The organism is Bizionia paragorgiae (assembly GCF_900107625.1).
Classification (GTDB): Bacteria; Bacteroidota; Bacteroidia; order Flavobacteriales; family Flavobacteriaceae; genus Bizionia; species Bizionia paragorgiae.
In genome coordinates this window covers 33,710-52,554 of record NZ_FNQK01000005.1, presented here as the reverse complement: position 1 = coordinate 52,554, position 18,845 = coordinate 33,710, and the positions used below count along the sequence as shown (strand labels likewise).

The 18,845-nt window shown below is 35.9% G+C and carries 16 protein-coding genes; 14 read left to right on the top strand and 2 right to left on the bottom strand.

What is annotated here, in order from left to right; all coding sequences use genetic code 11:
- Positions 1 to 33 precede the first annotated feature (33 nt).
- The 10 genes from BLV64_RS04535 (at position 34) to BLV64_RS04495 (ending at position 13,645) form a co-directional block, all read left to right on the top strand.
- Positions 34 to 624, top strand: coding sequence for an acyl carrier protein phosphodiesterase (locus BLV64_RS04535; protein WP_092133006.1), 591 nt, complete (start codon positions 34 to 36; stop codon positions 622 to 624).
- On the top strand, positions 621 to 2,330 hold the full coding sequence (gene ggt, locus BLV64_RS04530; protein ID WP_092133005.1) for a gamma-glutamyltransferase: 1,710 nt from the start codon (positions 621 to 623) through the stop codon (positions 2,328 to 2,330). Before BLV64_RS04535 ends, ggt begins: the two co-directional genes overlap by 4 nt.
- 79 nt (positions 2,331 to 2,409) lie before the next feature.
- Entirely contained in the window at positions 2,410 to 3,132 is a 723-nt protein-coding gene (locus BLV64_RS04525; protein ID WP_092133004.1) for a hypothetical protein, read from the top strand.
- 105 nt (positions 3,133 to 3,237) lie between these two features.
- Positions 3,238 to 6,072, top strand: coding sequence for an excinuclease ABC subunit UvrA (gene uvrA, locus BLV64_RS04520; RefSeq protein ID WP_092133003.1), 2,835 nt, complete (start codon positions 3,238 to 3,240; stop codon positions 6,070 to 6,072).
- Between the two features lie 97 nt (positions 6,073 to 6,169).
- Entirely contained in the window at positions 6,170 to 6,337 is a 168-nt protein-coding gene (locus BLV64_RS14455; RefSeq protein ID WP_143034128.1) for a lmo0937 family membrane protein, read from the top strand.
- A gap of 174 nt (positions 6,338 to 6,511) precedes the next feature.
- Positions 6,512 to 7,201, top strand: a complete 690-nt coding sequence (locus BLV64_RS04515; RefSeq protein ID WP_092133002.1) for an LOG family protein — start codon at positions 6,512 to 6,514, stop codon at positions 7,199 to 7,201.
- 130 nt (positions 7,202 to 7,331) lie between these two features.
- Entirely contained in the window at positions 7,332 to 10,088 is a 2,757-nt protein-coding gene (locus BLV64_RS04510) for a gluzincin family metallopeptidase (RefSeq protein ID WP_245705869.1), read from the top strand.
- A gap of 275 nt (positions 10,089 to 10,363) precedes the next feature.
- Positions 10,364 to 12,775: an alpha-ketoacid dehydrogenase subunit alpha/beta gene (locus BLV64_RS04505; protein ID WP_092133000.1), complete on the top strand. Its 2,412-nt coding sequence runs from the start codon at positions 10,364 to 10,366 to the stop codon at positions 12,773 to 12,775.
- 118 nt (positions 12,776 to 12,893) lie between these two features.
- Positions 12,894 to 13,163 carry a DUF202 domain-containing protein gene (locus BLV64_RS04500; RefSeq protein ID WP_092132999.1) on the top strand — a complete coding sequence of 90 codons (270 nt, stop codon included), beginning with the start codon at positions 12,894 to 12,896 and terminating at the stop codon, positions 13,161 to 13,163.
- Positions 13,164 to 13,165: 2 nt separating this feature from the next.
- Positions 13,166 to 13,645 carry a hypothetical protein gene (locus BLV64_RS04495; protein ID WP_092132998.1) on the top strand — a complete coding sequence of 160 codons (480 nt, stop codon included), beginning with the start codon at positions 13,166 to 13,168 and terminating at the stop codon, positions 13,643 to 13,645.
- An 84-nt stretch (positions 13,646 to 13,729) separates the two neighbouring features.
- On the opposite strand, the gene holA is transcribed toward BLV64_RS04495, so the two are convergent.
- Positions 13,730 to 14,734 carry a DNA polymerase III subunit delta gene (gene holA / locus BLV64_RS04490; RefSeq protein ID WP_092132997.1) on the bottom strand — a complete coding sequence of 335 codons (1,005 nt, stop codon included), beginning with the start codon at positions 14,732 to 14,734 and terminating at the stop codon, positions 13,730 to 13,732.
- 26 nt (positions 14,735 to 14,760) lie between these two features.
- On the opposite strand from holA, the gene BLV64_RS04485 reads away from it, so the two are divergent.
- The 3 genes from BLV64_RS04485 (at position 14,761) to BLV64_RS04475 (ending at position 17,150) form a co-directional block, all read left to right on the top strand.
- A complete protein-coding gene (locus tag BLV64_RS04485; protein ID WP_092132996.1) occupies positions 14,761 to 15,213 on the top strand; it encodes a type I restriction enzyme HsdR N-terminal domain-containing protein in 453 nt (150 codons plus the stop codon).
- Entirely contained in the window at positions 15,210 to 16,199 is a 990-nt protein-coding gene (locus BLV64_RS04480) for a glycosyltransferase family 2 protein (protein ID WP_092132995.1), read from the top strand. Before BLV64_RS04485 ends, BLV64_RS04480 begins: the two co-directional genes overlap by 4 nt.
- Before the next feature lie 93 nt (positions 16,200 to 16,292).
- Positions 16,293 to 17,150, top strand: a complete 858-nt coding sequence (locus tag BLV64_RS04475) for an OmpA/MotB family protein (protein ID WP_092132994.1) — start codon at positions 16,293 to 16,295, stop codon at positions 17,148 to 17,150.
- 69 nt (positions 17,151 to 17,219) lie between these two features.
- Here BLV64_RS04475 and BLV64_RS04470 read toward each other — a convergent pair whose 3' ends face one another.
- Positions 17,220 to 17,846: an L-threonylcarbamoyladenylate synthase gene (locus tag BLV64_RS04470; protein WP_092132993.1), complete on the bottom strand. Its 627-nt coding sequence runs from the start codon at positions 17,844 to 17,846 to the stop codon at positions 17,220 to 17,222.
- 47 nt (positions 17,847 to 17,893) lie between these two features.
- Here BLV64_RS04470 and BLV64_RS04465 point away from each other — a divergent pair, with 47 nt between their 5' ends.
- Entirely contained in the window at positions 17,894 to 18,742 is an 849-nt protein-coding gene (locus BLV64_RS04465) for an alpha/beta hydrolase (protein WP_092132992.1), read from the top strand.
- Positions 18,743 to 18,845 lie beyond the last annotated feature (103 nt).

The window sequence follows — 18,845 nt, the reverse complement described above, 5'->3', positions numbered from 1 at the left end:
TTTTACTCGCCTCCTAATTCGTAATTTCACACAATGAATTTTCTCGCACACATTTACCTCTCTGGTGATAATGAGGGTGTCATTATAGGTAATTTTATAGCCGATGGTATTCGCGGTAAAAAATATCTTGACTATCCCACTGATATAAAAACAGGTATTTTATTGCACCGCCAAATCGACACCTTTACCGATGCCCATCCCACGGTAAGACTAAGTACCAAAAAGCTTCATAAAAAATACGGACATTATTCTGGCATTATTGTCGATATACTTTACGACCATTTTCTAGCTAAAAACTGGTCGCGTTATTCCAACGTGCCTCTTAATGAATACGTCGCTAATTTTTATAAATTACTACAGAATAACTACGACATTCTCCCCAAGCGAATCACTAATATGATGCCGTATATGATAGCTGATAACTGGATTTTAAATTACGCTACTATTGAAGGGATCTCGCAAACCTTAGAAGGGATGAATAGGCGCACAAAGAACAAAGCACAAATGAATTTGGCTGTTCATGACCTTATTGAGTATTATGATGAATTTGAAGCTGAATTCACTTCCTTTTTTGAGGATTTAATCCTATTTTCAAAAGAACAATTAAAGCTAATACAAGAATGAAAAAAATATACCCTTTTTTATTAATCTTACTACTCATTTGGTCTTGCAAACCAACTTCCGAAAAGGCCAGCTCCAAAAACATTACGCACACACGGGGTGTTATTGGTAAACAGGCCATGGTCGTATCCGCAAGAGTCGAAGCTTCAGAAATAGGGAAACTTATTTTAGAACAAGGTGGGAATGCTTTCGATGCTATGATGGCGACCGAACTAGCCTTAGCAGTCTCTTACCCTTATGCTGGTAATATTGGTGGCGGTGGATTTATGGTGTACCGACTAAACAATGGGGATATTGGCGCCTTAGATTATAGAGAAAAAGCACCTATGGCTGCTACCACCGATATGTATTTAGACGAAAACGGTGAGGTGATCCCTGAATTAAGCACGCAAGGTGCTTTAGCCGTTGGCGTTCCCGGTACCATTGCTGGCGTGTTTGCTGCACACCAAAAATTTGGAACACTCCCAATAAAAACCATCCTAACACCTGTAATCGCATTAGCAAAAAGAGGTGTTGTTGTAACCGAAAAACAGGAAGCGCGGTTAAACGAAAAACGCAGCGATTTTTTAAAAACAAATACCGATACAATCCACTTAGCGCTACCCTGGAAAACCAACGATACGATTAGCTATCCGAATTTAGCTCGAACGCTAGAAAACATAATGCACCAGGGTCGTGATGCGTTTTACAAAGGTAAGGTCGCTGAAACTTTAGTGCAATTCCTAAAAGATAATGGGGGTATTATTACTAAAGAAGACCTCGCTAATTATGAAGCTCAGTGGCGTACTCCTATAACTTTTAATTACGACAACCTACGTATCATATCGATGTCCCCTCCCTCTAGCGGAGGAATTGCGCTTGCACAAATCTTAAAATCCATTGAGCCTTTTGATTTGGATACCATGGGACACAATTCGGTAGCAGCAATTCAGCTTATTGCTGAAGCCGAGCGACGCGCTTATGCCGATCGTAGTTTTTATTTAGGGGACCCTGATTTTGTTACCGTTCCACAAGACCAATTAATAAGTACTGATTACCTAAAAGACCGTATGGCATCGTTTTCGTTTGATAAAGCTACCCCTTCTTCAGAGGTGTCTCATGGGAAAGTAGATATTATAGAAAGTGATGAAACCACACACTACTCGATTGTCGATCAGTTTGGAAATGCCATAGCAGTTACCACCACTCTAAACTCAGGCTATGGCTCAAAATTGTATTGTAGTGAACTCGGTTTCTTTTTAAATAATGAAATGGATGACTTTTCTAGCAAGCCAGGAGTGCCTAATATTTACGGACTTATAGGCGCTGAAGCGAATGCGATTTTACCAGAAAAAAGAATGCTCAGCACCATGACGCCTACCATAGTAGAAAAAGATGGAAAATTATATATGAGCTTAGGTACACCCGGTGGTTCTACAATTATAACCTCGGTATTGCAAACCATTTTAAATGTACATGAATATAATATGACCATGCAAGACGCTGTTAACGCACCGCGTTTTCACCACCAATGGCTACCCGATGAAATACGTATGGAACCAAACAGTTTCCCTCTTGAAACCATTAAAAAACTAGAACAAAAAGGCTATACGATTAACGAAAAACGAACGCCCGTAATCGGTAAAGTCGATGGCGTTTTAGTCTTAGATAACGGTACACTAGAAGGAGGCGCAGATAAACGCGGTGACGATACTGCCGTGGGATTTTAATTTTAATTAGCGACTACCAACTTTAAACTAATCGTCCATAACACCTAAAAAAAACATTGTATACATCACACAACATCTCATGAAAAAAATTTTAAAAATTGTTCTCGGAGTCCTTATATTTTTCACACTACCAACACTCCTACTTTTTGGATTTGTATATTTTAAATACAACGAAAAACTACCACAAGGCATAGAAAGTCCTCAAGCTGATGTTTTGGCTAACCGTATGCTAGAAGCCTTGAATTTTGAAGCTTACAAAAATACGGATTATATCGAGTGGACCTTTAAAAAACGCCACCATTACAAGTGGTATAAAGCTCAAAACAAGTGTGAGGTCTACTGGAAGAATAATAAAGTTATTTTAGATTTAGACTCCTCGTCCAACACCGAAGTTTATAAAAATAATATTAAAATTGAAGGAGACGATAAACAAGCCCTAGTAGAACAAGCAACAAACTATTTTAATAACGATTCTTTCTGGCTAGTCGCACCCTACAAGGTATTCGACCCTGGGGTTACGCGTCGCGTGGTTACATTGGACAAAGAGAAAAAAGCATTATTAGTAACCTATAATTCTGGAGGGACAACACCTGGAGATTCTTATTTATGGCATTTTGACGACACTGGCAAACCCACACACTTTCAGATGTGGGTAGACATTTTACCTATTGACGGTTTAAAAGCCACTTGGAATGATTGGACAACGACAGACACAGGGGCACAATTACCAACTTTTCACAAACTTTTAGTTCTTGGTATTGAAATTGAAAATATTAACACAAACCCCGAAGACGCCCTGTAGCGAGTCCGTACCCATTAAGAAAACACTAAAGCATTCCATTTTAAAAGCATTGGTAAAAATCGTACCTTTGCATCTTGCTAAAACTTAAGGCTAAACAGCTTTTTTATGACCAATTTTGAAGAAAATATTGAGGTACAAGGTGCCAGAGTTCACAATCTAAAAAATATAGATGTTACTATTCCAAGAGAAAAACTTGTTGTTATTACAGGTTTATCGGGAAGTGGGAAATCATCATTAGCTTTTGATACGATTTATGCCGAAGGACAACGACGTTATATTGAAACCTTTTCAGCTTATGCTAGACAGTTTCTTGGCGGACTAGAACGTCCGGATGTCGATAAAATTGACGGACTCTCGCCTGTTATTGCTATCGAGCAAAAAACGACTAGCAAGTCACCGCGCTCTACCGTAGGAACGATTACCGAAATCTATGATTTTCTACGCTTGCTATATGCGCGTGCTAGCGATGCTTATAGTTTTAATACCGGCGATAAAATGGTAAGCTATAATGATGAACAAATTAAAGACTTAATTATAAGTGATTTTAATGGTAAACGCATTAATATTCTAGCACCTGTAGTACGTTCTCGTAAAGGGCATTATCGTGAACTTTTCGAGCAAATTGCGAAACAAGGTTTTGTTAAGGTAAGAACCGACGGTGAGATTGTCGACCTTAAAAAAGGAATGAAACTAGACCGTTATAAAAATCACGATATTGAAATCGTTATCGACAGACTTAAAATCGATGACAGTACCGAAAATGACAAACGCCTAAGTGAGAGTATTAATACAGCCATGTATCACGGTGATGATGTGCTACTAGTAATCGACCAAGATACCCAAGAAGCACGCTATTTTAGTCGTAATCTTATGTGTCCTAGCTCAGGGATTTCTTATCCTAATCCAGAACCTAATAACTTCTCATTCAATTCACCTAAAGGCGCTTGTAGTAACTGTAACGGTATTGGTGATCTCTATCAGGTTAATGAAAGTAAAATTGTCCCAGACGATAGCTTATCGATAAAAAATGGTGCTTTAGCACCTCAAGGACCAGAAAAGAAAAGTTGGATATTCAAACAACTTGAAATTATTGCACAACGCTATAATTTTAAGTTAACAGATCCTTACAAATCTATTCCTGAAGAAGCTAAACAAGTTATTTTATATGGTGGTAATGAGAAATTCACTGTAGACAGTAAAACGCTTGGCATTACTAGAGAGTATAAAATAGACTTTGAAGGTATTGCAAATTTTATCGAAAGTCAGTACGAAAATGCCGATTCAAAATCTCTAAAACGATGGGCTAAGGAATACATGGACAAAGTGGAATGTCCGGTTTGCGAAGGTACACGCTTACGTAAAGAATCATTATACTTTAAAATCAACGGAGAAAATATTGCGCAGTTAGCCAACAAAGACATTGTTGACCTGTCGGAGTGGTTTAACACTTTAAGCACTCATCTTACCGATAAACAACTTAAAATTGGAGAAGAAATTATAAAGGAAATAAAAGCAAGGCTTCAGTTTTTATTAGATGTTGGTTTAAATTACTTATCCTTAAATCGCAGCTCAAAATCCCTATCGGGAGGCGAAGCCCAGCGTATTCGATTAGCCACCCAAATTGGCTCTCAATTGGTGGGTGTATTATATATCCTCGACGAACCGAGTATTGGATTACACCAGCGTGACAATGAAAAACTAATCAACTCTCTAATTTCTTTAAGAGACATTGGCAATTCGGTGATTGTTGTTGAACACGATAAAGACATGATAGAACGAGCAGATCACGTTATCGACATCGGACCGCGAGCAGGTAAATATGGAGGTGAAATAATTAGCCAAGGCACACCTAAAGAATTATTAAAAGAACACACCTTAACCGCCGAATACCTTAATGGCACGCGAGAAATAGAAATACCGAAAAAGCGCCGTGAAGGTAATGGCCATTTTATAGAATTAAAAGGCTGTACAGGAAACAACTTAAAAAATGTTTCGGTTAAATTTCCTTTAGGAAAAATGATTGGTGTTACTGGAGTGTCTGGAAGCGGTAAGTCGACTTTAATTAACGAGACCCTATACCCTATTCTCAACGCCTATTACTTTAATGGTGTAAAGAAACCCATGCCCTACAAAAGCATTAAAGGCTTAGAACATATTGATAAAGTCATCGACATTAATCAATCGCCAATTGGTAGAACACCTCGAAGTAATCCTGCAACTTACACCGGAACATTTGGAGAAATAAGAAGTTTGTTTGCCAAAATCCCAGAAGCCATGATTCGTGGCTATAAACCAGGACGTTTTAGTTTTAATGTTGCTGGAGGGCGCTGTGAAACGTGTAAAGGTGGCGGATTGCGTGTTATTGAGATGAATTTCCTACCAGATGTTTATGTCGAATGCGAAACCTGCCAAGGTAAACGATTTAATCGCGAGACCCTAGAAATCCGATATAAAGGAAAAAGTATTAGCGATGTCTTAAATATGACCATTAATGAAGGGGTTGACTTTTTTGAAAACATTCCAAAAATACACCGAAAACTAAAAACTATTCAAGATGTCGGTTTAGGATATATCACTCTGGGACAACAAAGCACCACCTTATCTGGCGGTGAGGCCCAACGTATTAAACTCGCTACCGAATTAAGTAAACGCGATACCGGTAACACCTTCTATATTTTAGACGAACCTACAACGGGTCTTCATTTTGAGGACATTAGAGTACTTATGATTGTGCTAAATAAATTGGCAGACAAAGGAAATAGTGTACTTATAATCGAACACAACCTAGACGTTATAAAAACGGTAGACCATATTATCGACATCGGATACGAGGGAGGTAAAGGCGGTGGCGAAGTCATTACCCATGGTACCCCCGAACACGTAGCTAAACACAAGAAAAGCTATACCGCTAAATTCTTAAAAAAAGAGCTAAATCTGTAAGTTAAATTAAAATATTCTAATTTTTTCATAAAATTTTAACACTTCTACGTAATTAAGTTTAGTATATTAGACCAACTAACTATAAAAAAACAAAATTATGAGAGGTATTCTTTGGCTTGTAGCCGTTATCTGTATTATTGTTTGGCTCCTAGGTTTTTTAGGTGTCATGCCAGGCATTGGAACAAATAGTTTAATACATGTTTTATTAGTTATAGCAGTTATTGTTATACTATATAATATTATTACCGGACGAAAACCATTATAAGAAAGTAAATAAATCACCTATAAAACGAGCCTATCGGCTCGTTTTTTTTGGGCAATAAAATGACAGATTTATAAGCTGTTTTTAAAAACAGCATAAACTCCTATTATTGTCTTAAAATCTATTAAATTTGTCAATAACGTAACAGTAAAAAAACTATTAAAAATTAAATTATAAATGAGAAAAGAACAACATCACAAAGGTTGGAATGAGAATAAAACTAACGATTCATGGGCCATATTTAAAATTATGGGTGAGTTTGTTAACGGATTTGAAAAAATGAGTCAAATAGGTCCAAGTGTATCTATTTTCGGATCGGCAAGAACCCAACCCGATCATAAATATTACAAATTAGCAGAAAATATTGCAAGACGTATTTGTGAAGCTGGATATGGCGTTATCACCGGTGGTGGACCAGGAATTATGGAAGCAGGAAATAAAGGAGCACATTTAGCAAACGGAACCTCTGTTGGTTTAAATATCGACCTCCCTTTCGAACAACATGATAATCCGTATATAGACAATGATAAATCCTTAGATTTCGATTACTTTTTTGTACGTAAAGTTATGTTCGTTAAGTACTCACAAGGCTTTGTGGTTATGCCTGGAGGTTTTGGGACTTTAGACGAACTTTTTGAAGCGATTACGCTGATTCAAACTAATAAAATTGAAAAATTCCCAATTATACTAGTAGGTAAAGATTTTTGGTCTGGATTATTAGATTGGATAAAAGATACGGTATTAGAAAAATTCACCAATGTAAGTCCTGGTGATTTAGACTTAATACACTTGGTAGATACAGAAGATGAAGTGGTTACTATATTAGATGAATTCTATAAAGAATACCGCTTGAGTCCGAATTTTTAATAAAAATGCTATGTTAATCTCTTAATTTTATCGTTATTACTACAAAAAGCGTTAAACCCCATTGAAATATTTTTATACGACACTTTTCGTGTGTCTCTTTTTTAGTTTTACTAGTAGTAGTCAGAATACTATGACTATTAATGCCGATTTGGATGCTGAAACAAAAAGTATTCACATCGCGCAAAATATCATGTATTTAAATGATTCTAAAAAAACGTTAGACACCATTTATTTAACCGATTGGAGCCATAGTTATTCGACTAAGAACACACCGTTGGCTACCCGATTCGCTGAAGAGTTTAAAAATACATTTCATTTTGCAAAAAACGAAGACCGTGGGTTTACAGTTTTATCAGAAATAACAGATCAAAATAATGCGGTTACTTTTAGCCGACTAAAAAAGAACCCTGACATTATTGCCGTCGTACTAAACAAGGCGCTTTTACCTCAGGAATCTTATCATTTAAACCTGAAGTATACGCTACAAATACCACATGATAAATTCACAAGGTATGGCGTTACAGATACTAATGATTTTAATTTAAGATTTTGGTACATAACACCAGCAGTTTTTGATGGTGAATGGCACTACTTTAGCAATAAAGATTTAAACGATGCTTATGTACCAAAATCTAATATTTCCCTTAACTTTACGTATCCTCAAAACTACACCCTTATTTCAGAGCTAAACACGGTAGAAACAAGAGTTAGTGGAAATAAAAAAACAACTCTTTTACAGGGTAATGATAGAATTAACTCTAGACTGTTTTTAAATAAGGAGAATACCTACCAAACCGTTCAAACTGATTTTTTAACCATACAATCTAATATAGGTGATGAGAGTTTGGAGGCGACTAGAGTCGCTTTAGCAACCGACAAAGTAGCAAAATATATAACCGATCATTTAGGACCTTACCCTCACAATAAATTACTATTAACCGCTATCGACTATAAAAAAGATCCGATTTACGGCTTAAACCTACTACCAAGTTTTATTCGCCCCTTTCCAGATACTTTTCAATACGAGCTCAAATTATTAAAAACAGGATTGCGAAATTTTCTTGAGAACACAGTACTCATCAATCCTAGAGAAGACCAGTGGGTGGTAGACGCTATTCAAACGTATTTACTTATAAAATATATAGACACACACTATCCTGAGATTAAATTAACCGGTACTCTTGGTAACATTTGGGGACTACGCGCGTTCCATGCGGCCGATTTAAAATTTAACGACCAATATAACTTGGGATATGTTCATATGGCGAGAACACATTTAGATCAGCCCTTAAAAATGGCTAAGGATTCGCTACTTAAGTTTAACGAAAACATTGCCAACAAATATAAAGCCGGTGCTGGATTACGTTATTTAGACGACTATACCAATAGTCCCTTAGGTGAAATAGCAATTAAACAGTTCCTAAAAGACAAAGCCCTAAAACCAACGAAGTCCGAAACATTTATTTCCTATTTAAAAGAACATACCGATAAAGATATTGACTGGTTTAATACTGATTACGTCAGTACCAACGAGAAAATTGACTTTAAAATAAACCATGTAAAAAAACATGGCGATTCGTTAATTGTCACCTTGCATAATCGTAAAAACAACAGTATGCCAGTGTCTTTATTTACTATAAAAAACGATTCGGTTATTGCACAACAATGGATTCCCGGATTTAGACACAAAAAAACGATTACTATCCCTAATTCGGATGCCGATAGGTTAGCTATTAATTACAATAAAACTATACCAGAAGTAAACACCCGAAATAACTGGAAACGGGTTAACAAACTACTGGATAAACCCATTCAATTTCGATTATTTAAGGATATTGAAGACCCCGATTACAGTCAGATATTCTTTATGCCAGAATTCGCTTATAACTTTTACGACGGATTTTCACCGGGTTTAAAGCTTTATAATAAAACAGTATTATCTAAAGATTTCCTTTATAAATTCAGTCCGAAATACGCAATTAAAAGCGACCAATTAGTTGGTAGTGCCTATTTAAGTTATGCCGATAGAAAAGAAGGAAGCAAACATTATTTTACGGGGTACACCCTTCGTGGAGAATACTATAACTACGCTCCTAACCTATCGTACACTTCATTTACGCCCTCGGTAAGTTTTCGTTTTCGAAATCCTGACGACTTACGTAAAAACAAAAAACAATATCTGGATTTTAGATATGTAAATATCAACCGAGAAATTGATGCTACTGGAGAATTTAAAACCGAAGGGGAACCTAAGTATAGCGTCTTTAATGCAAGTTATACCGAAGTCAACCCAAACCTTAAAAACTACAGTTCTTGGAATACAGATCTTCAATTCGCTAAAAACTTCGGGAAATTTTCGACCACTTTAGAATTTAGAACCCTTACTGAAAACAACCGTCAGTATAACTTACGCGCCTATTTCGGAACCTTTATCTATAACTCCACCTATCAAGACACAGATTTTTTTAGTTTTGCTTTAGACCGCCCTACCGATTATCTATTTGATTATGATTACTTAGGTCGCACCGAAGAGGCCGGATTATTAAGTCAGCAATTAATCATTGCCGAAGGAGGATTTAAATCGCAACTAGACACCCCATTTGCAAACCAGTGGATTTCTACTGTGAACACCAGCACCACCCTTTGGCGTTATATTATGGCTTATGGAGATGTGGGCTTGGTAAAAAACCATAATACGAGTCCTGAGTTTGTTTACGACACCGGTATTCGTTTAAATTTAGTCGAAGATTATTTCGAACTTTACTTTCCGATATACTCAAATAAAGGTTGGGAAATTTCTAAACCCGAATACGATAAAAGCATTCGCTTTATAGTCACCCTATCCCCAAACACACTTTTAAAGTTATTTACTCGCCGCTGGTATTAATAGCACTATCAATACTTTATACCACCTTAGCAAGCTACCAATTAGTGTTGTGTAACCCCAACTTAAACGGCAAGTTTAGCCACAAACACAAAATGAGCTGCACCTAAGGAAAAATCCATTGTTATATTATTAACAAAAAGTCCCATTTATTGTTTTTTTTAAACATATGACAAAGAAATAGTTGTTTTAGTTAAAATATCGCAATTTTTTGTCGTGTTTTGGTATTGCAAAATGTATAAATATTGCCTACTTTTGCAGAAAACGAGATATAGATTATGCAAACATTATCAGACTTAAAAAATGAGATGTCTTTTGAAGACTTTAAAGCACAAGTTTTAAACGATTATAAGACTGCCGTAACTAGTCGAGAATGTAGCTTATTAGGAAGACGAGAAGTTCTTACAGGTAAAGCCAAGTTCGGGATTTTTGGAGACGGAAAAGAAGTGCCACAATTAGCATTAGCTAAAGCATTTCAGAATGGGGATTTTAGATCAGGGTATTACCGCGATCAAACCTTTATGATGGCTATCGGTGAGCTTTCTATAGAGCAATTTTTTGCAGGATTATATGGAAACACCAACTTAGAGCAAGAGCCAATGTCTGGCGGACGTCAAATGGGTGGTCACTTTACCACGCATAGTTTAGATGCCAATGGACAATGGAAAAACCTAACTCAGCAAAAAAACTCTAGTTCTGATATCTCTCCTACTGCGGGCCAAATGCCACGCTTATTAGGTTTAGCACAGGCTTCAAAAATATATAGAAATGTAGACGGTATTGCTGCCGATAATTTCTCTAATAATGGTAACGAAGTTGCTTGGGGAACTATTGGTAACGCCAGTACAAGTGAAGGCTTGTTTTTCGAAACTATAAACGCTGCCGGGGTATTAAAAGTTCCTATGGTTATTAGTGTTTGGGATGACGAATACGGTATTTCAGTACATGCAAAATACCAAACTACAAAAGAAAACATATCTACTATTTTAAGTGGTTTCCAAAGAGAGGAAGGCACTAACGGATATGAAATACTACGCGTTAAAGGTTGGGACTATGTTGCCTTAATGGAAACCTATCAAGAAGCTTCAAAAATCGCTAGAGAAGAGCACGTTCCTGTGTTAATTCACGTTAGCGAACTAACACAACCACAAGGTCATTCGACTTCAGGTTCTCACGAACGTTATAAGGATGAAGCCCGTTTACAATGGGAAACAGAAAATGACTGTAACGCAAAAATGAGATCATGGATTATTTCTAGTAGTATTGCTACCGACGACGAGTTAAAAGACTTAGAAAAATCGATTAAAAAGCAAGTTAGAGATGGTAAAAAAGCCGCTTGGTCTGCTTTTATAGATCCTATTAAATCAGAACGAAAAGAGGCTTTAGAGTTACTTAATAAAGTAGCTGCATCTAGTTCTAATAAAGTGTTTATTGAAAAAATTATCAATACCTTATCTGAAGTAAGTGAACCAAACAGAAAAGATATTCTATCTTCTGCACGTAAAGTGTTACGCTATGTTTTAAACGAAAACACATCAGCTAAACAAGAATTACAACAGTGGATAACCGCTTACTTAGAGAAAATACAACCTGAATTTAGTTCACATTTGGTGAATGAAACAGAGTCCTCTGCTGTAAACATCCAAGAGGTTAAACCAGAATATGATGCCAATGCTGAAGAGGTAGACGCGCGTATTGTAATGCGAGATAACTTCGATGCTATTTTTAGCAAATACCCTGAAGCGTTAATATTTGGTGAAGATTCTGGAACTATCGGTGATGTTAACCAAGGTTTAGAAGGATTACAAGAAAAATACGGTGAATTACGTGTGTCTGATGCTGGTATTAGAGAAGCAACAATTTTAGGACAAGGTATAGGTATGGCTATGCGTGGTTTACGCCCAATTGCCGAAATACAGTACTTAGATTATATTTTATACGCACTACAAATAATAAGTGATGATTTAGCAACTTTACGTTACCGTACTAAAGGACGTCAAAAAGCGCCATTAATTATTCGTACTCGTGGACACCGTTTAGAAGGGATTTGGCACTCAGGTTCTCAATTAGGAGGTATTATCAATTTAGTAAGAGGGGTACATGTTTTAGTCCCAAGAAATATGACTAAAGCAGCAGGTTTTTACAACACGCTTTTACAAAGTGACGAACCAGCAATTGTTATCGAATGCTTAAATGGTTACCGCTTAAAGGAAGAATTACCAACAAACCTTGGGGAGTTTAAAACGCCTATAGGTGTCGTTGAAACCGTTAAAGAAGGATCTGATATCACACTATTGTCTTATGGTTCTACATTACGAATTGTAGATCAGGTAGCAAAAGAATTATTAGAAGTAGGGATTAATGCAGAAGTGATCGATGCACAGTCATTATTACCTTTTGATTTAAATCACGATGTAGTGAAGAGTCTTCAAAAAACAAACCGTTTAATGGTTATTGATGAAGATGTACCTGGAGGAGCTTCTGCTTACTTATTAAACGAAGTATTAAACACTCAAAACGGTTATAAATATTTAGACAGTCAGCCAAAAACTCTAACTGCTAAAGCACACCGACCTGCTTATGGTACAGATGGAGATTATTTCTCTAAACCATCAGCTGAGGATATTTTTGAAGCGGTTTATGACGTTATGCATGAAGTTAATCCTAACGATTTTCCAAAACTGAGATAAGGTCATTTCAAAACTGATTATACAAAAACCTTTCTGACTCTAAGTTTGAAAGGTTTTTGCTTTTTATAAGCTATCTTTTTACCTTATTAGCCAATCCTAAAGCCAAAATAACAAAACCATGAAAGATACTAACGACGCACCCCCATTAACCACCCGAGATTGGTTAGCTATCGAACGAACAAAGCTCGCTAACGAACGTACTTTTTTAGCTTATTTTAGAACGTTTATGGTCTTTTTAGGTTCCGGAATTACTATTTTAAAGCTGGATTGGTTTTCCGATATAAAAGGCTTCGGGATTGTATTAATAAGTTGTTCTCCTATTTTACTTATAATAGGGATTGTACGCTTATTTCACGTAAAAAAAATCATTCGCAAACATTATAAGTAAACATGAAAGCTGCCACTGTTAAACAAATAAAAGACGAGTTAAAACACACGTCTCAAGAAGACTTAATAAACTTGTGCTTACGCTTATCGCGTTTTAAGAAAGAAAATAAGGAACTCCTCACCTACTTATTATTCGAATCTCATAATGAAGCTGATTATATAGAAGGTATTAAAGAGGAAATTAGCGAACAGTTTACCCTGATAAACACAAACAGCTATTTCTACATTAAAAAAAGTGTTCGGAAAATTCTCCGACTAATCAAAAAATACGTGCGTTATTCTAATAGTAAAGAAACCGAAATTGAACTCCTTCTTTATTTTTGTGAAGAGCTTAAAAACTTTAAACCTTCAATTAGAACTAACACGACCTTGTTATTGATTTATAACCGACAAATCGATACCATTAAAAAGAAAATACCAACGCTCCACGAAGATTTACAATATGATTTTAATCTGCAACTCGAAGCGCTAGAATCGTCATAAATCATTTCCTGTTAGTAAAAATATGGTCTAACCAAAATAGAGGGAAATACCATGGAACGCGGTTAGTGCTGAAAAGGAGGTCTATTAACTTAATATTTTAACGAGCATTTCTTTTAATAAATCTTTTTGTGGAGTTGCATTTGCATTCACCCCTTTACTCTTAACATCAAACTCTCTTAAAACACCAATAACACCACTCACTTTTCGCATTGGGAAATTTCTAGCGGCATCGATATATTCGTTTACAAAATACGGATTAACTTTTAATGCAGAAGCCACACTTCTTGGCGATTTATCACTCATACCATGCAGCTGCAAAATCTGAGAAAAGAAATTAAAGAGTAAAGCTACAGTGACAACCATAGGATTGTCTTTAGGGTTTTCGCCGAAATATTTAATAATTTTGAACGCTTTAGCATCATTTCTTGAGCCTACTGCTTTTCGCAATTCGAAATTGTTATAATCTTTACTGATTCCAATATTCTCTTCGATATGCACGGGAGTTATCTCGGAATTCTTAGGTAAAACAATTTGAAGTTTTTCTAATTCGTTATTTATCTTCCCTAAATCGGTACCTAAAAATTCGACCAGCATTTGGGAGGCTTTGGGATCTATAGTATAGCCTTGTGCCGACAATACGCGTCGAATCCAGTCGGGCACTTGGTTTTCGTAAAGTTTTTTACTTTCGTAAACGACCCCCGATTTTTTTATGGCTTTATAAACGGCTTTACGCTTATCTACAGACTTGTATTTATAGCACAACACTAAAACTGTAGATAACTGTGGCGATTTAGCATAAGTTAGCAGATTATCTATGGTTCGCGATAAATCTTGAGCTTCTTTAACAATAACCACTTGTTTATCGGCCATCATAGGATAGCGTTTTGCTTGACCAACAATATCATCTATGGTAACATCGCGACCATAAAGCACCATTTGATTAAACCCTTTTTCTTCTTCGGCCAACACGGTATCTTCAATAAAATCTGATATTTTATCTATATAATACGCCTCCTCACCCATTAATAAATAAATAGGTTTTAGGTTTTTATTTTTTATATCAGTTACTAACTGCTTAACTTCGTCCATTACTAAACATTCATCCAATTAGTGTAGTGCAACAATTAAATTTTCCTACATATTCGTTTCGATTCAAAAATAGCGAAAATAAAGTATCTATATTCGATGCTATTCGTAAAAAATTCGTAATTCTTCAACCCGAAGAATGGGTACGACAACATTGCGTGTTATACCTCATGGAAGAAAAGAATTACCCGAAATCCCTAATTAATGTTGAGAAAGAACTCATAATTAATGACTTAAAAAAACGTTACGATATCGTTGTGTTTAATCCGGATGGCAGTATTCACTTAATTGTAGAGTGTAAAGCTCCAAAAATACCTATAAAACAAAATACGTTCGACCAGGTAGCCCGTTATAATTTAGCATTAAACGCCACCTACCTTATGGTAACCAATGGACTCCATCACTATTATTGCCAAATGGATTTTGATGCAGAGAGGTATCATTTCTTAAAAGACATTCCTGAATATAAATTAGAAAAATGAAAATAGCTGTTGTAATATTAAACTGGAACGGTAAATCGTTATTGGAAACCTTTTTACCGTCGGTAGTCAGCCATTCTCCAAACGCGACTATTTATGTTGCCGACAATGCTTCTACCGATGATTCACTTCGTTTTATACGCGATCATTTTCCTTCTGTAAAAATAATAGAAAACAAAGTTAATGGAGGCTATGCCAAGGGCTACAACGATGCTTTAAAGTTCGTAGACGAACCGTTACTTTGCTTATTAAATAGTGATGTTGAAGTGACTAAAAACTGGTTATCTCCAATTTTAGAAACCTTTGAGGCTGAACCAGAAACTGTAATTATTCAACCCAAAATATTAGATTACAATAACAAATCACATTTTGAATATGCTGGGGCTGCTGGAGGGTTTATAGACAAATATGGCTATCCTTATTGCCGCGGACGCGTATTTAACAGCATCGAAAAAGATTCCAATCAATACGATACAAGCACATCAATATTTTGGGCTTCAGGGGCTTGTTTTTTTATTCGAAAAAACGTGTTTCACAGCTTAAACGGTTTTGATGAGTCTTTTTTTGCACACATGGAAGAAATCGATTTATGTTGGCGTGCCTATAATTTAAATTATCAAACTAAATACGTAGGCGAATCGACAGTTTACCACCTTGGTGGCGCTACTTTAAATGCCCAAAATCCCAAAAAAACCTACCTAAACTTTAGGAATAGTTTATTCTGCCTAACAAAAAATGCCTCCGGTAACCTATTTTCTTTAATTTTTACCCGTTTGGTATTAGATGGCTTTGCCGCTATTAAATTTTTAATTGAGTTAAAACCCAAACATATTTTAGCGATTCTAAAAGCCCATTTTAGCTTTTACTCAGCGTTAAACACCCTGTTAAAACAGCGAAAACACTCGAAACAACGCAAAAACTATTATTCTCATTCTAGTGTAGTATGGCTATATTACATACAAAGGAAGCGTTTGTTTAAAGATTTCTAATACTTATAGTCAAAGTTTTGTTAATGCTTCTTTTAACATTTTAATTTTATCTACTTTTGATATGTTTAACAATTAAACCACCTTTATACAATTATGAAAAAAATCATATTATTTGGTGCAGTAGCACTACTTACTTTAGGTTCATGTGTTTCTAAAAAGGAATACTTAGCGCTAGAAGAAAAGCACAAAGAAACACAAGATTTATTAAATACCGCAACAGTGAAATTAAATCGTTGTTTAGCGGATGAAGCAGCATCGGCAGCAAGAGCGAAAGAATTAACAGAGCGTTTAGCAGACATGAGAGCTACTAACCAAGCGTTAATTGAAACCTCTAAAGACATGACTGTTCTTACTACAAAAGGAGCAACAAATCTTGAAAAATCTTTAGAAAGCTTAAAAGAGAAAGATTTAAAAATCTCTCGTTTACAAGATGCATTAACTAAAAAAGATAGTGTTACACTAGCCTTAGTTACTAGCCTTAAGAAAGAAGTTGGATTAAATGATCCAGATATTGAAATTAACGTAGAAAAGAGCGTTGTATTTATTTCATTATCAGATAAACTATTATTTAAAAGTGGTAGCTACAACATCACCAACAGAGCGAAAGAAATTTTAGCTAAAGTAGCGACTGTAATTAATGGAAAACCTGATTTCGAAGCTATGGTTGAAGGTCACACAGATAATGTACCTTACAGACAAAGAGAAGGTTTAATAGACAACTGGGATTTAAGTGTAAAACGTAGTACATCTATTGTTAGAGCTTTACAAGACCTAGGAGTTGCGCCTTCTAAATTAATTGCAGCTGGTAGATCTGAGTATGTGCCATTAGTGGACAATATTACTGCTGAAAACCGTGCAATTAACAGACGTACTAAGATTTTAATTATGCCTAGAATTGACCAATTCTACAACATGATTGAAGAAGAAATGAAATCTTTATCTAAAGAATAATTTGATTTATTTAATATAATAAAAAAGCCTAATCTCGCGATTAGGCTTTTTTTATATCCTGATTTTTGTTTAAAAAATTTCTAGACTACCTTTTCCCTCTCTAACGATTATAGGGTCATCACCACCATTAGACAGATCAATAATTGTTGATCCTTGGTTATCTCCATAACCTCCATCGACCACTAGATCGACAAGGTTATCCCATTTCTCTAGAATAAGCTCTGGATCGGTAGTGTACTCCAAAACCTCATCTTCATCTCTTATAGAAGTGGATACTAAGGGATTCCCAAGGGCCTTAACTATTTCTAAAGTGATAGCGTTGTTAGGTATACGAATACCTACTTCTTTTTTCTTCTTAAACACGGAAGGCAATGAGCGTGATCCCGGTAAAATAAAGGTGTAAGGGCCAGGAAGTGCTCGCTTTAGTATTTTAAAAGTTGCTGTATCAATTTGTTTTACATAATCGCTTAGATTACTTAAATCGGAGCAAATAAAGGACAGGTTAGCCTTTTCTAGCTTAACACCTTTTATTCTAGCGATTTTTTCTAAAGCTTTCGTGTTATTAATATCACAACCTAAACCATAAACCGTATCGGTAGGATATACCACGAGACCACCACGCTTTAATACATCGACAACCTTCTTAATTTCCTTCGGATTCGGATTTTCTTCGTAAATTCTAATTAATTCTGCCATAATACTTACCTTGGTTTAATGTTTACTAAAGTAAATACTATTTTATTATGAAAAAATTATCTGCTCCATTTTTATCACTCCTATTGCTAACATTGTTTTGTTTTTCCTGTTCTGATGACGATTCTGAATCTCAGGTCATCATCCAACAAACTCAAGAAACACAATTCCTTGATGTGCCTTACGGAAATAATAACCAGCAGGTTTACGACATTTATTTACCAGCGCATAGAGATTTAAACACTAAAGTATTAATTCTTGTACACGGTGGCGGTTGGACTGCTGGTGATAAAGTAGATATGAATCCTTATAGGGATATTGCTAAAGCAGAACTTTCCGAATATGCGATTGTAAATATTAATTATCGCTTAGCTTCCCAAGGTGTTTCTCCTTTTCCTATGCAGTTAGATGATATTACTGCAGTTATTAATCAGTTAAAGGCCAAGAGAAATGAATATGTTATTTCGGAAGACTATGCTTTTATTGGTGTCAGCGCTGGGGCACATTTATCATTATTATGGACTTACGACTATGACACACAACAGGATGTGGCTATGGTAGCGAGTCTTGTGGGGCCGACTAACTTTACAGACCCTGCTTACAGCGATTTTGTTAATCCGTCCTTTTTATATTTTGGTGTCACTCCAACAACAAGTGTCTTGGAACAGTACAGTCCCTATCACCAAGTTCAAGCTTCCTCGGCCCCTACCATTTTGTTTTATGGCGGAATGGATCCTTTAATTCCTACCTCTCAAGGTGTAGATATGGAAGCAAAACTAACGGCGCTTGGTGTTGAAAACGAATTTACCTTATACCCTAATGAAGGTCATGGATGGACTGGAGCCAACGCCTTAGATACTTGGACCAAGCTTAAATCTTTTATATTAACCCATCATTAAATCAAATAAAAAGGGATAGCTATAACTTAGTATAACTATCCCTGTTTTGTTTTTAGCTTTACAAGCTGGTGTAAACCTATTCGATTTTATATTAAAAAAATCA